Origin of the sequence: Halomonas sp. I5-271120 (genome assembly GCF_030553075.1) — a bacterium.
GTDB classification, from domain to species: domain Bacteria; phylum Pseudomonadota; class Gammaproteobacteria; order Pseudomonadales; family Halomonadaceae; genus Onishia; species Onishia taeanensis_A.
On record NZ_CP130702.1, the window covers coordinates 151,631 to 167,866 of the forward strand.

At 56.8% G+C, this 16,236-nt stretch carries 16 protein-coding genes; all 16 read left to right on the forward strand.

The window, feature by feature from the left end; all coding sequences use genetic code 11:
- The first annotated feature begins 20 nt into the window (after window positions 1-20).
- Entirely contained in the window at window positions 21-2,120 is a 2,100-nt protein-coding gene (locus Q2K57_RS17895; RefSeq protein ID WP_304526756.1) for a VWA domain-containing protein, read from the forward strand.
- A gap of 75 nt (window positions 2,121-2,195) precedes the next feature.
- Entirely contained in the window at window positions 2,196-3,083 is an 888-nt protein-coding gene (locus Q2K57_RS17900; protein WP_304526757.1) for a DNA adenine modification methylase, read from the forward strand.
- A gap of 73 nt (window positions 3,084-3,156) precedes the next feature.
- Window positions 3,157-3,450 (forward strand): hypothetical protein, encoded by a 294-nt coding sequence (locus Q2K57_RS17905; protein ID WP_304526758.1) that lies wholly within the window; start codon window positions 3,157-3,159, stop codon window positions 3,448-3,450.
- Between the two features lie 149 nt (window positions 3,451-3,599).
- Window positions 3,600-4,316, forward strand: a complete 717-nt coding sequence (locus tag Q2K57_RS17910) for a hypothetical protein (protein ID WP_304526759.1) — start codon at window positions 3,600-3,602, stop codon at window positions 4,314-4,316.
- Window positions 4,317-4,557: 241 nt separating this feature from the next.
- Complete coding sequence (locus Q2K57_RS17915) at window positions 4,558-5,028, forward strand: hypothetical protein (RefSeq protein ID WP_304526760.1); 471 nt, start codon at window positions 4,558-4,560, stop codon at window positions 5,026-5,028.
- Window positions 5,029-5,113: 85 nt separating this feature from the next.
- Window positions 5,114-5,635: a hypothetical protein gene (locus Q2K57_RS17920; RefSeq protein ID WP_304526761.1), complete on the forward strand. Its 522-nt coding sequence runs from the start codon at window positions 5,114-5,116 to the stop codon at window positions 5,633-5,635.
- Window positions 5,636-5,703: 68 nt separating this feature from the next.
- Window positions 5,704-6,576, forward strand: coding sequence for a hypothetical protein (locus tag Q2K57_RS17925; protein ID WP_304526762.1), 873 nt, complete (start codon window positions 5,704-5,706; stop codon window positions 6,574-6,576).
- A gap of 64 nt (window positions 6,577-6,640) precedes the next feature.
- Window positions 6,641-7,585, forward strand: a complete 945-nt coding sequence (locus tag Q2K57_RS17930; RefSeq protein WP_304526763.1) for a hypothetical protein — start codon at window positions 6,641-6,643, stop codon at window positions 7,583-7,585.
- Between the two features lie 342 nt (window positions 7,586-7,927).
- Complete coding sequence (locus Q2K57_RS17935; RefSeq protein WP_304526764.1) at window positions 7,928-8,356, forward strand: hypothetical protein; 429 nt, start codon at window positions 7,928-7,930, stop codon at window positions 8,354-8,356.
- Between the two features lie 78 nt (window positions 8,357-8,434).
- Entirely contained in the window at window positions 8,435-9,970 is a 1,536-nt protein-coding gene (locus Q2K57_RS17940; RefSeq protein ID WP_304526765.1) for a toprim domain-containing protein, read from the forward strand.
- Window positions 9,971-10,075: 105 nt separating this feature from the next.
- Window positions 10,076-10,333 (forward strand): hypothetical protein, encoded by a 258-nt coding sequence (locus Q2K57_RS17945; protein WP_304526766.1) that lies wholly within the window; start codon window positions 10,076-10,078, stop codon window positions 10,331-10,333.
- A gap of 123 nt (window positions 10,334-10,456) precedes the next feature.
- Window positions 10,457-10,969 carry a hypothetical protein gene (locus tag Q2K57_RS17950; protein WP_304526767.1) on the forward strand — a complete coding sequence of 171 codons (513 nt, stop codon included), beginning with the start codon at window positions 10,457-10,459 and terminating at the stop codon, window positions 10,967-10,969.
- A gap of 105 nt (window positions 10,970-11,074) precedes the next feature.
- Window positions 11,075-11,284, forward strand: a complete 210-nt coding sequence (locus tag Q2K57_RS17955) for a hypothetical protein (RefSeq protein ID WP_304526768.1) — start codon at window positions 11,075-11,077, stop codon at window positions 11,282-11,284.
- Window positions 11,285-11,369: 85 nt separating this feature from the next.
- The gene (locus Q2K57_RS17960; protein ID WP_304526769.1) at window positions 11,370-13,214 is read left to right on the forward strand and encodes a DNA cytosine methyltransferase; all 1,845 of its coding nucleotides are present in this window, start codon (window positions 11,370-11,372) and stop codon (window positions 13,212-13,214) included.
- Between the two features lie 616 nt (window positions 13,215-13,830).
- The gene (locus Q2K57_RS17965) at window positions 13,831-14,088 is read left to right on the forward strand and encodes a hypothetical protein (protein WP_304526770.1); all 258 of its coding nucleotides are present in this window, start codon (window positions 13,831-13,833) and stop codon (window positions 14,086-14,088) included.
- 109 nt (window positions 14,089-14,197) lie between these two features.
- On the forward strand, window positions 14,198-16,087 hold the full coding sequence (locus tag Q2K57_RS17970) for a hypothetical protein (protein ID WP_304526771.1): 1,890 nt from the start codon (window positions 14,198-14,200) through the stop codon (window positions 16,085-16,087).
- Window positions 16,088-16,236: the final 149 nt, after the last annotated feature.

A 16,236-nucleotide genomic window follows, 5' to 3' on the forward strand; every position in this document is an offset into this window, starting at 1 on the left:
CCTCCATTTGGAGATACACCATGAAAAAACAGCGTAAAGCCGACGTATTCAAGGCACTACCCATTGTTGCCGCCTCTATGGGGCGCAAGTTCGGGGTGAGGGTCTTGTTTCAAGGCTCAACGGCTATGACGGATGGCAATGTCATCTACCTGCCGACCATGACGGAAGCATCGGAACACATCGATGCGCTATGGGGTTATCTGGCTCACGAGTCTGCCCATGTGCGTTTCACGAATTTCGATGCCCTGAGGGAGCAGGGGAAGCGGAGCCCAATCGAGAAGAACATTCACAACATCCTCGAGGATGGTGTGATCGAGCGGGAAATCATGCGTGTTTTCCCGGGGACCGTTTCTAGCCTACGCGATACCTGCCAGCACCTGATCGACCACGAGCTATGGATGGACGCTGATGACTTCGACAAGAAGGGCATGGCGACCCCACCAGAGCACACGCTGACGGGCTATATCCTGTTTCGCATTCGCTGCGACGCAGGCCTAAGCGACCAGGCCGATCTGCTGCAGGGCTACCTGGACCGGTTTGAAAGCCGTTTCCGGAATACCTTCAGTCAGGCCGTGCAATCTGGATTAGACGATATCCTCGATCGTGCGCATCTCAATGCTGACACAGCGGACACGCTGGCGATGACTGCTGAAATCATGGATTTCCTGCAGCTCTCGTCGGAAGACCAGGGTGACAGTGACGATACAGATGGTTCATCTAGTCAGGGTGGTGACTCTCAAGACGACGATGAATCAGATGATCAAGGAGGCGGCGATAGCCAGGACTCATCTGACCAGAGTGAAAGCGACGATGACGCCGATGGCGACGACTCATCCGACCAGAGCGGAAGCGATGGTGACGATGACGCCGATGGCGATGACTCATCCGACCAGAGCGGAAGCGATGGTGACGATGACGCCGATGGCGATGACTCATCCGACCAGAGCGGAAGCGATGGTGACGATGACGCCGATGGCGATGACTCATCCAGCCAGAGCGGAAGCGATGGTGACGATGACGCCGATGGCGATGACTCATCCAGCCAGAGCGGAAGCGATGGTGACGATGACGACTCGGCAGGCAGCTCAGGCGAAGAGGGGGATGATGCGGACTCAGATACCTCAGGCAGCTCCTCCAATGGAGATGCCAAGGGTGGCGATGATGCATCGACCAGTCCGGATCAGCGCAAGTCACTTCAGGATGCCCTGGCATCGGAAGACGACGATGCGATGGCCGGCGATGTACTGAAACCCCTCAGCGAGGCCATGGAGGAGGAAGCCAAGAAGACGGCCTCCACGTCCATGGGTAGTTCGGCTCAAACGACTCAGGTGGCAGCGTCCTATGGCGTGAATCCTGATGAGGCAGCCGACTTCGTTGCAGCCGGTGCTGACCTGGACCTCGAGGCGCGACGGGTAACGCGTAAGCTGCGCCAGCAGCTGACCGGGCTTGTCCAAGCAAGTCGCTCCTCTCGGCCTTATGCCACTCGCCGTGGTCGCAAGATGAGCACGGGACGGCTAACTCGACTCAAGACGGGCGATACTCGCGTGTTTAATCGTGAGGATCACCAGACTGAGCCCGATACGGCAATTCACCTCCTGGTGGACCGTTCAGGGTCAATGTCGGGTGCTAAGGCTGAAATGGCAGGTCAGGCTACCTACGCGCTTGCGATTGCCCTGGAAAGCATCGAAGGCGTGAAGGTGTCTGCGAGTTCATTTGGTGGCCAACCGATCCAGAACCTACACCAGCGAGTAGATGAGAACCCGGTGAAGACCATTCTCACCGCTTCGCAGACTGCCCGTCGGGCTCCCGGACGCTTTGTGGTCCGCCCCGAAGGCTTGACGCCGCTGGCGCCAGGTATCTGGAGTGCCATCTCAGCATTTCGTGAGGCAACGGCAGAGCGCCAAGTGCTGATCGTGCTGACTGATGGAGGCGCCTCTGACTATGAGCCTGCGTCCGAAGTCATGAACCAAGCTCGCCGACAAGGCGTCGAGGTCTATGGCATCGGCATTGAGGTTCTGGCCAACCCTGAGCTATTCGATGATTCGGCATTGATCACCGAGCTCTCCAGGTTGGGGCCGGAGCTTTTCCAGCTAGCCAGGAAGCGCATCTTCGCAGCCTGATACTTCATAACTCACCCACGCGGGGCTCTTATTCCCGCCTGGGGGATATGCAGCCCCATCACTACGGAGCTGCATATGTTTTCTACTTCGATCGTCTCTTATCCGGATCGTGGCCGTTACGGCAAGTCCTCCTACCGGGGGAACTGCTCCGGCCATATCGTTCGGGATTTCGTTGAGACCTACATGCCGAATGGCGAGGGCCTATTCGTTGACCCTTCCGAGGGTGGCGGTACGTCCCGCGACGTGGCGAGAGATCTTGGGGTCCGGTATTTCGGTACCGACCTGTCCCAAGGGTTCAACCTGCTCACTGATGACCTCGCAGAGGCCGCTGGTGAACAGGCTGCTGCCGCGTGGTGGCATCCCCCTTACTGGGACATGATCGCCTACTCAGGCAAGCAATGGGGCGGTGAAGCCCATCCGCACGATCTGAGCCGGCTACCCCTGCCAGAGTTTGTCGAGGCCCTCGAGCTGGCCATCATGAATCTTCATGATGCGACCCGCCCGGGTGGCACCTACGGCATCCTGATGGGGAATCTTCGACGGCAAGGCCGGTACTACAACCTGTCCTCCCTAGTGGAGCGGGTGGCGCCGGGCATGCTGGTCGATGAGATCATCAAGGTCCAACACAACTGCATGTCAGACACGCGGCAGTATTCATCACGGCTAGTGCGTATCGCGCACGAAAAGCTACTGGTGTTTCGCCGTGACCAGAGCACGTCGCTCATGTTTCTCGAAACCGCCACCGTGCGGGCGAATAACATGATGACGACGACCTGGCGCTGTGTCGTACGTCGGGTGCTGCAGTGTGGCACCACATTCGATCTGCAGGCGATCTACGCGCGCGTCGAGCCCTATGCTCAACAGCGTTCTAACAGGAACTGGAAGGCCAAGGTCCGACAGGTTCTGCAGAACCCTGAGCATTTCGATCGCGTGACCAAAGGCGTCTATCGCCTAGCAAGCTAATTCCACCCCCAGAGGGGACGATCCGTCCCCTCTGGGGCGGTAGTCCCCTCATTTTTAGTCTGAGGAGACTGCCATGATTAACCGCATCATTAACGCGATTCGCACATCTCGTGACGCCCGTCGGGTTCGTCGGCTGCGCAGGCTAATGGGGCTCTCTGAGTCCTGTTCGTTTGCAACGCCGGCCGAACCCACCCCTCAACCGATTGAAGGATTTTTGGAGATCGGAAAGGGGATGGAGGTGAGAACCGTCGATGTAGATCCCGCCGAATTTGGCCTCTCGGCCAAAGGAGAACGGGAAGTTCATCTCGGTGACCGCGATGAGATCAGCATGACCGATCTCGAGCGGGCTCTAAGCCAAGTCGGCTAAGAGCACACTTCCACAAAGGCCTCTGGCCTGGTGGGAGAGCCCCTCATAGGGGCTCTCTCATGAGGGGCAATAGCCCATTCACCACCCTGACGGGGGTACGCGAATACCCCCTCGGGGGTGCTCCGTGCCCGTCGTCTTGACGGAGTCACATGATGCTAGCGAATCGCGCAAACCAGCTATCCCTGGACTTGGATGCACTGCTCTCTGAGGAACCTGGGCCTGACAAGGCACCGGCGGAGGAAGAGATCTCGATCGATTGGGCCCTGGAGGAAATCCGGAAGCTCTTCGAACCCGAGGTGTCGCCCCTGGCAGTGCCGGACGGGTTGTCGAAAGGTAAGGGCAGCAAGACGGACATGCCCCGGCCTCGATACCTGGTCAGGAACCAGACGCCCATTACGAGCCTTTCCGACGTGGAGTGGCTCGAGCAATTGGGTGCAGAGTTGCTGCAACAAGTCCTCTACGGCTACGAGCTTCACCTGCTGGTCGCTCCCTGCAAGATTCGGCTGTCGACGCCTTCCACTGATCCTGATATTCAGGCGGTGTGGGCAGAGATGGCTGAGCTGCTGGAGTGGTCAGATCAGGGGATCGAACAGCTCTGTTACTCATTGGTTGATTACCAGCTCGACATGCTCGAAAAGGCCCAAAACGTCCATTACGGGCGCGATGGCAACCTTGGCGAGGAGGTTCGGGACATCTGGAACTGGATCAATGAAACCGGGCCGTATGCCGGCAAGCACAGCCTACCGTTTAGCGAACTGGCGAAGCTTTCCGGTTGCGATGGCGATGAACTGGCGAAAGGGTTGTGGGCACGCCTCCCAGCCTTTGTCGAACAGGAGCTCCAGCAGGAGCAGAAACGCGTCGCCTAAGCGAGGATAGCCACGGGAAGCCCTCCACCGACAAGTCGGTGGAGGGCCGCTCCCTAGCCCTCATCGAATTGCTGGCGCTGTCAGCAACTCCATGACGGTTGTGCTCTCTTGAGAGCTCAAAGCGGTCTGGGCCGCTCGAAATACCCCAGCCTTACCAACTTCGTCGCACTGCGACATACACCACCCATCGGGGACTCATCCCGATGGGATGGAAGTCCCTGGCAACTCACGAGGGACGACCATGACAAACCTACGCTACAACCGTGTCACTGCCAGCATCGACACACTACAGCGGATCGAAGCAACCGCGGTGCCCATGATGATGGTATGGCCCCACGAGGCTGGTACTGCAGCGGACCCGACCCTGGTCGATCATCCGACTGCGGCCAAGCTGTGTGAGGCTTACCGCCAGCAGGGGCCTGACGTGCAGGCGAAAATGGAACACATGATCGCTTCACGTCGCGCCACCTTCGAGTCGCTGTACCGGCAGTTGTTCGGTGCTGTGAATCATGCACCCGAGAGCGACATCGGTGACCACCTCTCAACGGATGTGACGCTGATCGATGCTCTTGTGGCGTATCGGGCGAAGCCGATTCCCGTCGAGGAAGAGGTTTCATCCAGTGACCAGCCTGGCCGGCTATCTCGCCTTGCGAGTGCTCTGGGCCAGACTTTGAGGCAGACCACCGCGCGTATCGGTGCGATGTCCTGGTAATCCACCGCCGTAAATAACCCACCCTCTGGGGGCTCACCACGCCCCTTGGGGCAGGGAGTCCCCTTCAATCTCGATGGAGACTTCCATGCTTAACCTGATCTTCGAAGCTGATATTGATGTGCTGTCCTCACTGTCCGGCACCACCGCGCACCTACCTGTGACGTACTGGGCAGGGGAGGTGACTGCTGAACATCAAGTGCTGGAGCGGTTCCACAGCACATGCCTACCTGACGACGCCTGGGCCAGTCTCAAGCTTCCGTCCGGTGGCAGTCTGCTGGGGCTCAACCTGACCGGTGCCCGGCTCTATAACCGGGAAGGACGCTTCGTTCTTGGGGGCTACTTCGATCAAGTCGCCGGCACCATCCGCTGGGTGACGCCGGTCATCGATCAAGTCAGTCGAGCCGGTATCGAGCAGCTCGCCGGCCAGCTTCGCCAGGAGGCGGATCGAGCCAGCTATTGCGGCCATCTCGTGCGGCAGACAGCCCAGATGCTTGAGCTAAGTCTCGTGGATGAGACGGATGCCATGACGTTGGGCTTTCCGACCACCGGTACCGCAACCGCTCGTATTGCCATGAACCACGGCATCACGCTGCAGACAGCAGCCTGATGCCATAACCCCCACAGGGGCACTTCGCCCCAGTGGGGCGGAGTGTCTCTTGTCTACAGGAGATACCCATGAACGTGTTTGATCGCTACCTAACCTGGCTTTTCGAGGCGAATGGCTTCCGTGACGCTGATGTCGCTTACAACATCGGTTTCTGCCAGGGAGATCATTGCACGCTTAAACGTGCCAATGTCTCGCTGTCGGATCCGAAAATACTGGAAGCACTTTGGCCGGTAGAAACGGCATCCAGGATTCACACCTCTGCTGATATCGTCAAATGCCGGCGCATGCATGAAGTCATACGTGCGCTGGAAGTCGAGTTTGAAGCTGAGGTAAGCCTGAGCCCCTTCGAGCGATATAGCCTATCCATTACCACTGATATCCCCGATATCGTCAATCGTGTAATACACGATGAGGATGAAGCCGAGATAGCAAGGATTGCTCAGCTCTCACAACTGTCTTCTGAGGAAGAATGGCAGAACTGGGCAGAAGATCTCGAGCGTCATGTTGTCGATGAGCTAAATGAGTTCGCAAAGTCATTAGGAAGTCGTGCCTATAGCACCCTATCCGATGCGATTCTCAGCTCACCTTTTCAAGAGAAGCCGATACAGGATCGTACGATTGGTGATTATTCCGTAAAGATCGAGGCATTTTCGAATGATAATGACTTCGAATTTGCGTTCGATATGCTCGAGGATGATGATCATTTTCTCAGTATTCTTTTGGATCTATCCAAGAGAAAGCTGACATGCGCATCAATCCGTTGTGTGATCGAGCACCTTCCTTCAGGGGAAGAGGCGAGTCACGAATACAACGGAATTATTTGCAGAAGCGATGACCCTCGGTACGAAGGTCTGTACTGGGATGTTTTCGCCGAAGCAAAAGCCATGATGCGCGAGATCGTCGGCCCTCATGATAGCAGCATGACGAATCAAGCAGCCTAACGGCATAACTAACCAGAGGTTCCACGCCCCTTAGGGGGCGGGTTCCTCTACAACGGAGGTATCAATGGACGTTTTTAACGATGGCCTAAAATTGGATGTGTGCAACCGCCATGTGGATATGATGCTGAGTAATGCAGGCTACTCGCTTTCCGTGGTAGAGCTGGAATTCTCGGAAGATGAGGATGAGGCAAGCCCTACTATAGGCCAACCACATGTCCTTTCCACTATCTATATCGAGGACATAGAGGTGAGTTTTCAAACCACCACCTTCCGCGAGCGTTTGTTGCGAGACAACAATGACTCGATGCTGGATAGGGTTTACAATAAACGCTTGTTTTATGCGCTGAATAATTACGAAAGAACCCTTGGTAGTCCAGTTTTTGTGATGGACCCGAAATCAAGGAGTAATATCAGACAGAATCAGCAAGCGATTCACCTGATGTGGCAAGACCCTTGTCAGGATGTTATCGACGCATTCCCTAGCAACAGAGAAGCGGTATCGGGTTTCGATGCTGCTCGCCCCTTTGTACAGGCGATGTGCTCGTTGCCTAGTGCGCCGAAGAAGGTAGACCCTGACAACCTGAAGGTGGCAATAAAGAACTTCCGAAACATGATATATGATCTGTGTGTCGCTCAGGTGAGGAAAGATCTAACGTTGATCTGGAACAGCACCCTTGAGTTGTCACGTAACTTCCTTCCATACGAAAAGGAATGGCCTGAACTAACCTGCGAGGGCCGCTTCAAGGTCAGGACGTATTCTGTCCTAAAGGCGCCAAGCTTCGAAGAAGTGCCAGACGTGCCAACGGAGTTGCGTCTTCGTCTCGCCAGGGGAGAAGGGGAATTCCATCGTTTGGAGTCCCATGTCGTGGATACTGTCACCGGAAAAGAAACTAGCTTTCGTCATGGTTTTCATGAAATACCGAAAGAATTCGGTGGTGGTGCCAAGGTGATTCGTCAGCTTACCATCGATGCTGTGAAGCATTTGAAGGAAGAGGCAATCGCCGCATGATCAAGGGAGTCACTGTATCCCGTTGGGATGCGGTGACTCCCTTGTTTTCGATTTTCCCCTTGGGTATGATCGAAAACAGGTGGTCCGAGCCACCTTCATAAGCATCTCGGCCTTACCTACCTTCGGTCTTCATCGACCCTTATCTCGCAAGACTGCATGGCAGTGTTCTCCCTAGGAGCATAGTGTCATGCGGTTTCGGTCCCTTTGGGACTGAATGATGGCACGGGCCATCCAAAACACCCCGTCTATCCGACCTCGGATGCACTCGCATCCATCAACCCCCCAGGGGACGTATCTGTCCCTTTGGGGCAGGTGTGTCTCCTGTTCTATGGAGATGTACCTATGACTAAGCAAATCGCAGTGATCTTCCTGATCGTTGGCACCGCCCTTGTGTCCGCAGCCTTGCCGTATGCGGTCTCGGACCTCCGTGGCCTAATGCCTGAAGCCATCTTTGGGCCGTCACTCTGGTGGAACGATCTGGTGGTAATCGGCACTTGCATTACAAGTGTGCCGGTTTACTGGTACCGCAAGTGGATCGCCTTGCCCTTCGCTCTGTTCGGTGTGGCATGTGTGGTTGGTGCTCTCATTGCCGTTCCCTTCGTGGGGATGGCGGCCATTACGGAGCTGATGCTGCCTTATGGCGGTATGTGCTTCGCCGTGGCAGGTGGGATGCAGTGGTACGTCACCTACGCCGACCCGATCGATCAGATGGATACCAACCCCGTTCTCTACACCGCTGATGAGCGTTATCGCTCGAAGCAGGTGGATTGAGACCTCGACAGCAGTAACAAAACTCACCCCCACACGGGCCAAGCCCGTGTGGGCCGGTCCTGCAATTGGAGAAACACAATGCCTTACTTCAAGACCGATGAGGTGAAGTCTGCTGTCCAGGGACGGTGGATGGAAATCCTCGACATCGTGGCCCCCGAGCTACAAGAAGCGATCGACAAGGCTCCCCGCCTGGTGACCTGTCCTGTTCATGGAGGCAAGAAAGACTTTCGCCTCTTCAAGGATGTGGCAGAAACAGGCGGTGGCCTATGCAACAGCCCGGCGTGCCTGGGCGTACATCGTGATGGCTTTGCACTTCTCATGGCGATCACCGGTAAGTCTTTCACGGAAGTGAGAGATGAGATCGGTGAGCTTCTGGACCTGAAGTCTTACCCGACCCGGGAAGAACGTCAGCAAGCCCAGAAGGATCGTCAGTCACAGCAGGCAAAGAGGGCTCAAGCCCCGGCACCGGTCTCTGCATCGGCGCCGGCTCCCTCACCGGCTCAGGGGACTGCTCCTGCGCCGGGGCCTCAGCCGACAGCGTCTGATTCCAACCTGTCTCCGACCAACCGTGTTGGTCAGGAGCCGTCGTGGAAGCAGGACATGCCGAGCTTTGGGGCACCGCCCGCAAGCCAGGCTGCCCCGGCACAAGCCATGGCAGCTCCGGTAAGTGAAGAAGTGCCAGCCAGTGCTGCGGTAGTGCCAGGTGTTGAGGAGGTGGAAGCCTCTGAGCCTGCGCATGACGTTCACGACGCGCAAGAGAGCAATGTCGTGCCCATCCGCCAGGATGAGCCGGTCAGTGCCCTTGAGCAGATGCGTGAGCGTAATCCGGAGCGTTATCAAGCAATCCAGGAGCGCAAGGAGAAGCTGGAGCGCCAGCGCAAGCGTGAAGCCGAACGGGCTGATGGCAAGATCGAAGAGGTCTGGGCTGGAACGGTGCCGCTGTTGTCAGCAGGTACGGAACCGGCAAAGGCGTACTTCAAGTCCCGTGGCATCACGGTTCGCTGGCATGACTTGCTGGCCCAGGACTGCATCCGTTTTCACCCCAAGCTCGAATACTGGGGCGAGGACGCGGATGAAAATCCTGAGCTAAAAGGCAAGTTTCCAGCGATCGTCTGCGCGATCCGTGACCTGAAGGGCAACATTCGTACGCTCCATCGGACGTACCTCACCAAAACCGGCAAGAAGCTAACCCGGTTTGGCGATGCACGAAAGATGATGTCTGTTGCTCATGAGACCAGGGGAGAGGTCACTGGTGCGTCCATTCAACTGGGCGAGCCTGTCGACGGTGTCCTCGGCGTTGCCGAAGGCCTGGAGACAGCCCTCTCTGCATACCGGGGCACCGGTATCCCTTGCTGGTCCGCGGTCAACGCGACCTTGCTGGAGAAAATCGAGATCCCCGAAGGTGTTCATACCGTGATCATCTGGGCGGATCGAGATAAGTCCCTGACTGGCCAGAAAGTAGCCGAGTCGCTTGCGACCAAGCTCAAGGCAGCAGGACTGAAGGTGATCACCATGATTCCAGAGATGCCGGTCCCGACGCGGGCCAAGGGTATCGATTGGAATGATGTGCTCATCAAGCAAGGCATGCTCGGGTTCCCGAGGCGTGTTGCCTGACCAGGAGGTTCCTGGCTAATCCACGGCCCTTCGGGGCCTTTCCCAAGGGGGAGTCCATCCCCCTTGGGGCACTGGGCTTCCTCGTTACTGAAGGAGGTAGACCCTATGCAACATGGCAGCCTAACGAGCCGCAATACCACTCGTAGTGGGTATTTTGAGGCATATCTCGAAAAGGATGAGCTCGGCCTCGATGAGTCGAAGCTCGTCTTCGCCGAGAAATGCCCTGGCTGCGGCCAATATGCAGTCGCCAAGCAGTGGGATCAGCCAATCCCGGGATGTTCCGACGAATTCACTGTTCGGGCCATGGACTGCGAGCACTGTGGTTATAGCCATTCCAACCAGTTCGATTATGACCCCAGCTAGGGCGTGATCTGGCTATAAGCGTCTCACCCGGGCATCCGGTTGGGACGTTCTCTTCAACCCGCGTGGGGCATTGCTCCCCGTGTGGGGAGAGGTGCCCCATCAGAACATCCGTAAGGAGGTCTTATGGGGGTAGCTGCAAGCACTGATGTGATGGAAGGTCGTCAGTATCGAGACTTTCCCGATCACGCCTGGCTACAGGCAGAGCTGGAGCATGGTGATGAGATTGATCAGCTAATGCTTGAGGAGGCGGCAAAGCTGGCATGTGAGCGCAACGACGCTTGGCATGCCATCTTGCAGGCCTGCGACGGCGACCTGATCGGTGTTGAGCTGCAACAGAAGCGACTGGCGCAATATGCGCTGATTCTTCCTGATGCCAGCGAGCCCGGCAGGTATCGAGCACAGCTCTTTGACGCCAAGGGGTTCTTCGGGCACTTCACCCGAGACGAGCCCATGGAAGTGCTCGAGGCTCTGGTCGGCGAAGGCTATGTCTCCCTGGCGACAGGGCGGCTATCTGAGCTGAGCCAAACATCCGAGTGGATGCGAGGCACCAGGATCACCAATCTCATCGCTGAGCTTAACCAGGGGCGAATTACGCATTCCGAGCTGTTGGCATCCATGGCAGCCGCGGGCGCGTAACGATCCTCAAGGAGGCAATGCCTCCGCATGACGGGCGAATGCCCATTCCCTACGGGTGAGTCTTCCCGTCAGGGGAGGCTCTTCCCTCAATCTAAGGAGAGCATCATGTTCGATTTCATCGTGTTGTACTGGTCCCAGGCAAGCCGCCCGACAGATCCCCCCGAGGGTTATCAATGTCGAGCGCCTCATGCTGGCGCGGCAATGCGGCTAACACGGCTATATAGCCCAGGCTGCAGCATCGCGTCCGTTGCCAAGACCAATGAATGGGAAGTCGCCTACAGCGACTTCTGGGGTGATAGCAGCATCGCTGCCTGATCATCCGTAACACTTAACCCATCTGGGGCCACATCCGCCCCAGTGGGGGGAGGGTGTGGCCTTTTCTATAGCAAGGAGAAGGTCTATGAGCACCCTCATCAATACCCGTCTGGGAGAGCATCGCGGTAATCGTCGTATCTATCTGGAAGGCGGCAAGCTGTCGCGTGAAGGATATGAGCCGGGCAACAGGTATGACCTGTCGATGGAAGACGCCAAGCTCGTGCTGACCCCCAATGACGAGGGTAAATACACGATCAGCAGTAAGAAGCGAAACGGGCGACTAAGGCCCATCATCGATATCTCGCGCAAGGAATTGGCTGAGCTATTTGATGGTGTCGAAACCCTGCGTGTGATGGTCACCAGGGGCAAGATTGTCGTAACGGCTCACCACCAGCAGAAGAAAGTGAATGAGCGTGTCGATCGGCTATTGTCTCGTGTGAAGGATGGTGAACCGCTGCGCGTCTGTTCGTTATTCCATGGTTCGGGGGTTCTGGATAAAGCCCTCCATGAAGGACTGGAAGCAGGAGGGATCGCTTCTAAGATTGGCGTCGCTGTTGAGATAGACAGTGAATATCTTGATTGCTCAAGGCAAAACAATCCTGAGCTATGGGATGAAAAGTCGATTGCAATCGAGTCGCCAATCGAGAAAGTTGATCTATCAAAAGCACCGCCTCAGCAGGATATTGTTGTCGCGGGAATTCCTTGCACAGGAGCATCTCTCGCAGGGCGTTCGCGAAATAAGCTAAAACATGCTGAAGAGCATGATGCGGCCGGCGCAATGTTCTTTTCGTTCTTGGAGTTTGTGAAGACGCTCAACCCTTCGATCGTAATAGGGGAGAACGTCCCACAGTATTCCAACACCGCTAGCATGGCCGTTATTCGGTCTGTGCTGTCGACGTTGGGCTACGAATTGCAAGAACGTGTGCTGAATGGCAATGAGTTCGGGGCTCTCGAGAATCGGGATCGGCTATGCTTCGTTGCGGTATCAAAGGGGCTTGAAGGCTGCTTCGATATTGATGACGTGGTTCCTCGGCGCTTCAAGGAGGCAAATATCAATTGCATCCTGGAGCCTGAAGAAAATATTGCCGAAAAGCGCTGGAAGTCATTCTCCTATCTCGAAGATAAAGCTGCGCGAGATAAGGCGGATGGTAAAGGCTTCAAGCGTCAGATGCTTGATGGTAGCGAAAGTAAATGTGGCACGATCGGCAGGGGCTATATGAAGGCCCGTTCGACTGAACCTTTTTTGGTTCATAAGGAAGATAATTCCTTGTCACGTCTCTTCACTCCCAAAGAGCATGCCCGAGTCAAAGCCATACCAGAGGAAGTCGTTGATGGACTCAGTGACACCACTGCCCATGAGGTGCTTGGGCAGTCGGTTGTTTACCCTTGCTTCTCAGCATTGGGTGTAGTCCTGTCACGGTCCATCCTGATGTCCTTGGAGGCTGCGAATGATCATGATCGCTCTGTGGCTATCGAAGTTGAGGGGATGAATCCCGATAGCGGTGGCACGCTAGGTGGCGAAGACTTTGACTTCTCCCCCGGCAAGATCGACATGGATTCTGGCCGTGTTCGACTCGTCGGAAAAGGGTGGAGCAAAGGATGGCCCATTGCCATCGGTCCGGGGAGGATGATTCGCCTCAAAGCAAATGGCGCAGAGGTTTCAGCCACGGTAGTCGGACCAGGCCCAGAGCCGAAAGACCCACTGGAGGAAATCGGTGAAAATGATCAGGAGCACGTTCGAAAGTATGGCGACTCTGTCTACGTCGAGATGACGCCAGAGTTGTTTCAGGCGATCGAAGGGAAAGGTGATACCAACGCTGTGGTCGCGCCTTCAGTCACTGAACCCGATGCGCAAGCACCGGATGAGGTGATCGAGGCAAGCTGCGGTACCGAGGAAGAGCAACCTGATCTTTTCTCGGATGTCGCCTGACTTGGCCCTGCCAAGGCATTAACGATGCCTCCCCACCAGCCAGTGGGGAGGCTCTCTCAATGGAGATTCCTGCTATGTCATTTATCTACTTTATTACTGACCAGCGCCCCGGTGAGAAAGATGTCCTCGCGGGAAATGAAAGACACCCGCTGGTGATTCGCTCCTGTTCCGACAGGCGTGAGCTAATCCGAGTGCTACCTACGTCCCCCTGGACGCATGAACAACTCGACACGACGGGTACGCAGCTGCGTGCACTGCTCGAGGCCGAGTTTACTCATGAGGGGGCTGACGCTTTTCTGGGTCAGCAGTGGGTCGGCAGTACCGAGTGTTGAACGCGATGCGCTGGGGGTTCTCCCCAGTGCCTCGTCAACACCCCGCTCAGGCACTTTGAGATGCGATCCCTATGTTCCGCTCATGCGACTGCATATTGGCAGCAGTGTGCAGCCGCATGAGGTTTCGGTCCCATTGGGACTGAAAATGGTACGGGCCATTCAAAACAACCCGTCTATACGACCGATCGGCCACACCTACCTTGGTAAGGCCATAACTCTGCCCAGCGGGCGCTATCCCGCTGGGGTGGCGTACGTCCGGGCTACTTCCCGAAGGAGCAAGGCGTATGACCACGAATGCTGATCCTCAAAACAACCGCCTCATCACCTCACAGCATCCGGCTGTGCTAGGCGAGAAGGTTGCGTTCGATGACCCGGACGACGCGGTATCGACAGGCCTCTATGAGGTAGTCGGTGTACCTGCGCTAGATCCGAACGAGTTGGAGGCGCTGGGTAATGCCGGCTATTCCGATCTGGTTCTCGATCTCAGCAACGGATCGAGCTTTGTCGAGGCTTACCCGGGTGATCTACGTCGGGTGGCTTGATTCAGACGTAATCCATAAACCGGGTACGAAGCAGTACCCATAAACCTGTCCAGCGGGCCCTATCCCGCTGGGGGATGGTGCCTGTTGGTTATTTGACCTGGAGGTCACCATGAATAATGCCATCAATGCCATTCCGTCAGTCGAGATCGCACAAGGCCCACAGCATGAGTATGCCGGGCACTTCGCTGGTCTAGTTGAGAAGGCCGAACCCGCCATTCACAGGATCGGTGAGCTAATCGATGAGGGCTACACCCTCAGCTGTGCGTGCAGCTTCGGCAAGGACAGCAGCGTTGTGCTGGTGCTCATGCTCGAGGCGATCCGTCGCCGGGTAGAGGCGGGGCTATATGTCCCTACCTGCTACGTCTCGCACAGCAACACCGAGGTGGAAAACCCTGCCATGGATGTCTACACGAATGCGCAGATCGTAGATCTTCAGGCGTACTGTGAACGTCACCACCTGCCGGTGGAGGTCGTCTATGTCACGCCGTCGCTATCGTCGTCATTCACCTATGCGACCATAGGTCGGGGGAAGCTACCGATCTTCGCTGGTGCCTCTCGTGCGTGCTCGATCGACTGGAAGCTGCGCCCGCAGCAGAAAGCGCTCAAGCACATTCTCTCGACCCTGCAGAACCCGGGTGACCTTGTCACGCTACTTGGTACTCGCTTCTCGGAGTCGACCGTTCGCGGTGGGAATATGCGTGGTCGCGGTGATGGTGGCATGGCGCTTGTACCGACAGACTCGGGCGGCTACACCTGCGCGGTCATCGCCGACTGGGAGCTAACCGATGTCTGGGAGATGCTCGTTGCCTGTGATGAGAAACGACAGGGCCCCTACCGGACCTATGTCAGTGATTTCTCATGGTGTCTTGAGCTATACAAAGATGCCAATGAGGGAATGTGCTCCATCATTACCGGAGATGGCGGCAATCGTGCGGCTTGCGGGTCTCGCCACGGCTGCATGACCTGTTGTGCTACTGGCGATCGCGACAAGAGCATGGAGTCGATGATCGCCTCCGGGCCTAGCAAGCATGGCCACCTGGAAGGCATCAATCAGTTCCGCAACTTCCTTATCCAGACACGCTGGGACATGTCTCGGCGTGAGATCCTGGGGCGGAAGGTGTCCAAGGCCGGCTATTTTGGCGTGGCACCGACCAACTACTCGGCAGAGATGCGTCGCGACATGCTGCGCTACCTGCTGACCCTGGATGTTCTGGAAGAGGAGAGGGCGGAAGAGCATGATGCTGCCATGTTCCGCGGCGACGTTAGTGATGAGGGCCTTGAGATGATACAGAGCCTGCGAGGGCCGACGTATCAGGTCATCACACCCAAGAAGCTGCTTGCCATAGAGTTCGCCTGGTCGCTCAGCCATGGCTTCGATCACGCCTTCCCGGCGCTGTCGATATGGTATGAGATCCGTGTCTTGGGCGAACGCTACCCGATTCCGCCCATGGACACGGTACAGAAGGCGGGGGTGCCCAGCATGTGCTGGTTCAAGATCCCCGAGGGTGAAGGTCCGGCTCACGAAGCTGGCCTGCAGGATGCCCTCATCGCCAAGTCAAACCTGTCGCAGTATCCCGAGCGTCCGCCGATGCGGACCGTGCGGGATCGCTACGAAGGCAAGCCGAGGCAGATCGTCTACTACGAGGAAGCTGATGAGATGGAGGTCGATGCGGCCGAGGCCACGCTGTTTGTCGAAGCTTTCGATGAAGAGCGCTACCTTGCGTCCAAGTCGTTTCGCTCCTGGGAGAGTGCCAAAATCTTGCTGAATCATGGCCTGGTGACACTGGGTCGTGGCAAGGCGAGTGATTACGATGAGCTGGCGCGTCGTGCCCAGTATTGGGACCGGCTCCAGCAACGTCTGGGCACTCAGGGCCTCGAGGAGTACCTGCAGGAGCAGTCGATCAGCGATGCTGATCACAACCGGCTTCTGGAGGAGCTCGAGCAGCAGCAGGAGGAATCCGAGCCCCAAGCCGGCCAGGTTATTGACCTGTTCGGCTAAGCTTGGGATCTCTGACCCGACAGGGCCACCACTGCAACACGGTGGCCTTCGTTACGTCTGGCTCACGTCGTCCCTATGGGGCGGCGTGATGCCAGGCATCTTAGATTTACTTGCAGGCGCGTTGCGCGGCGCCGGCTGGTTGATGTAGC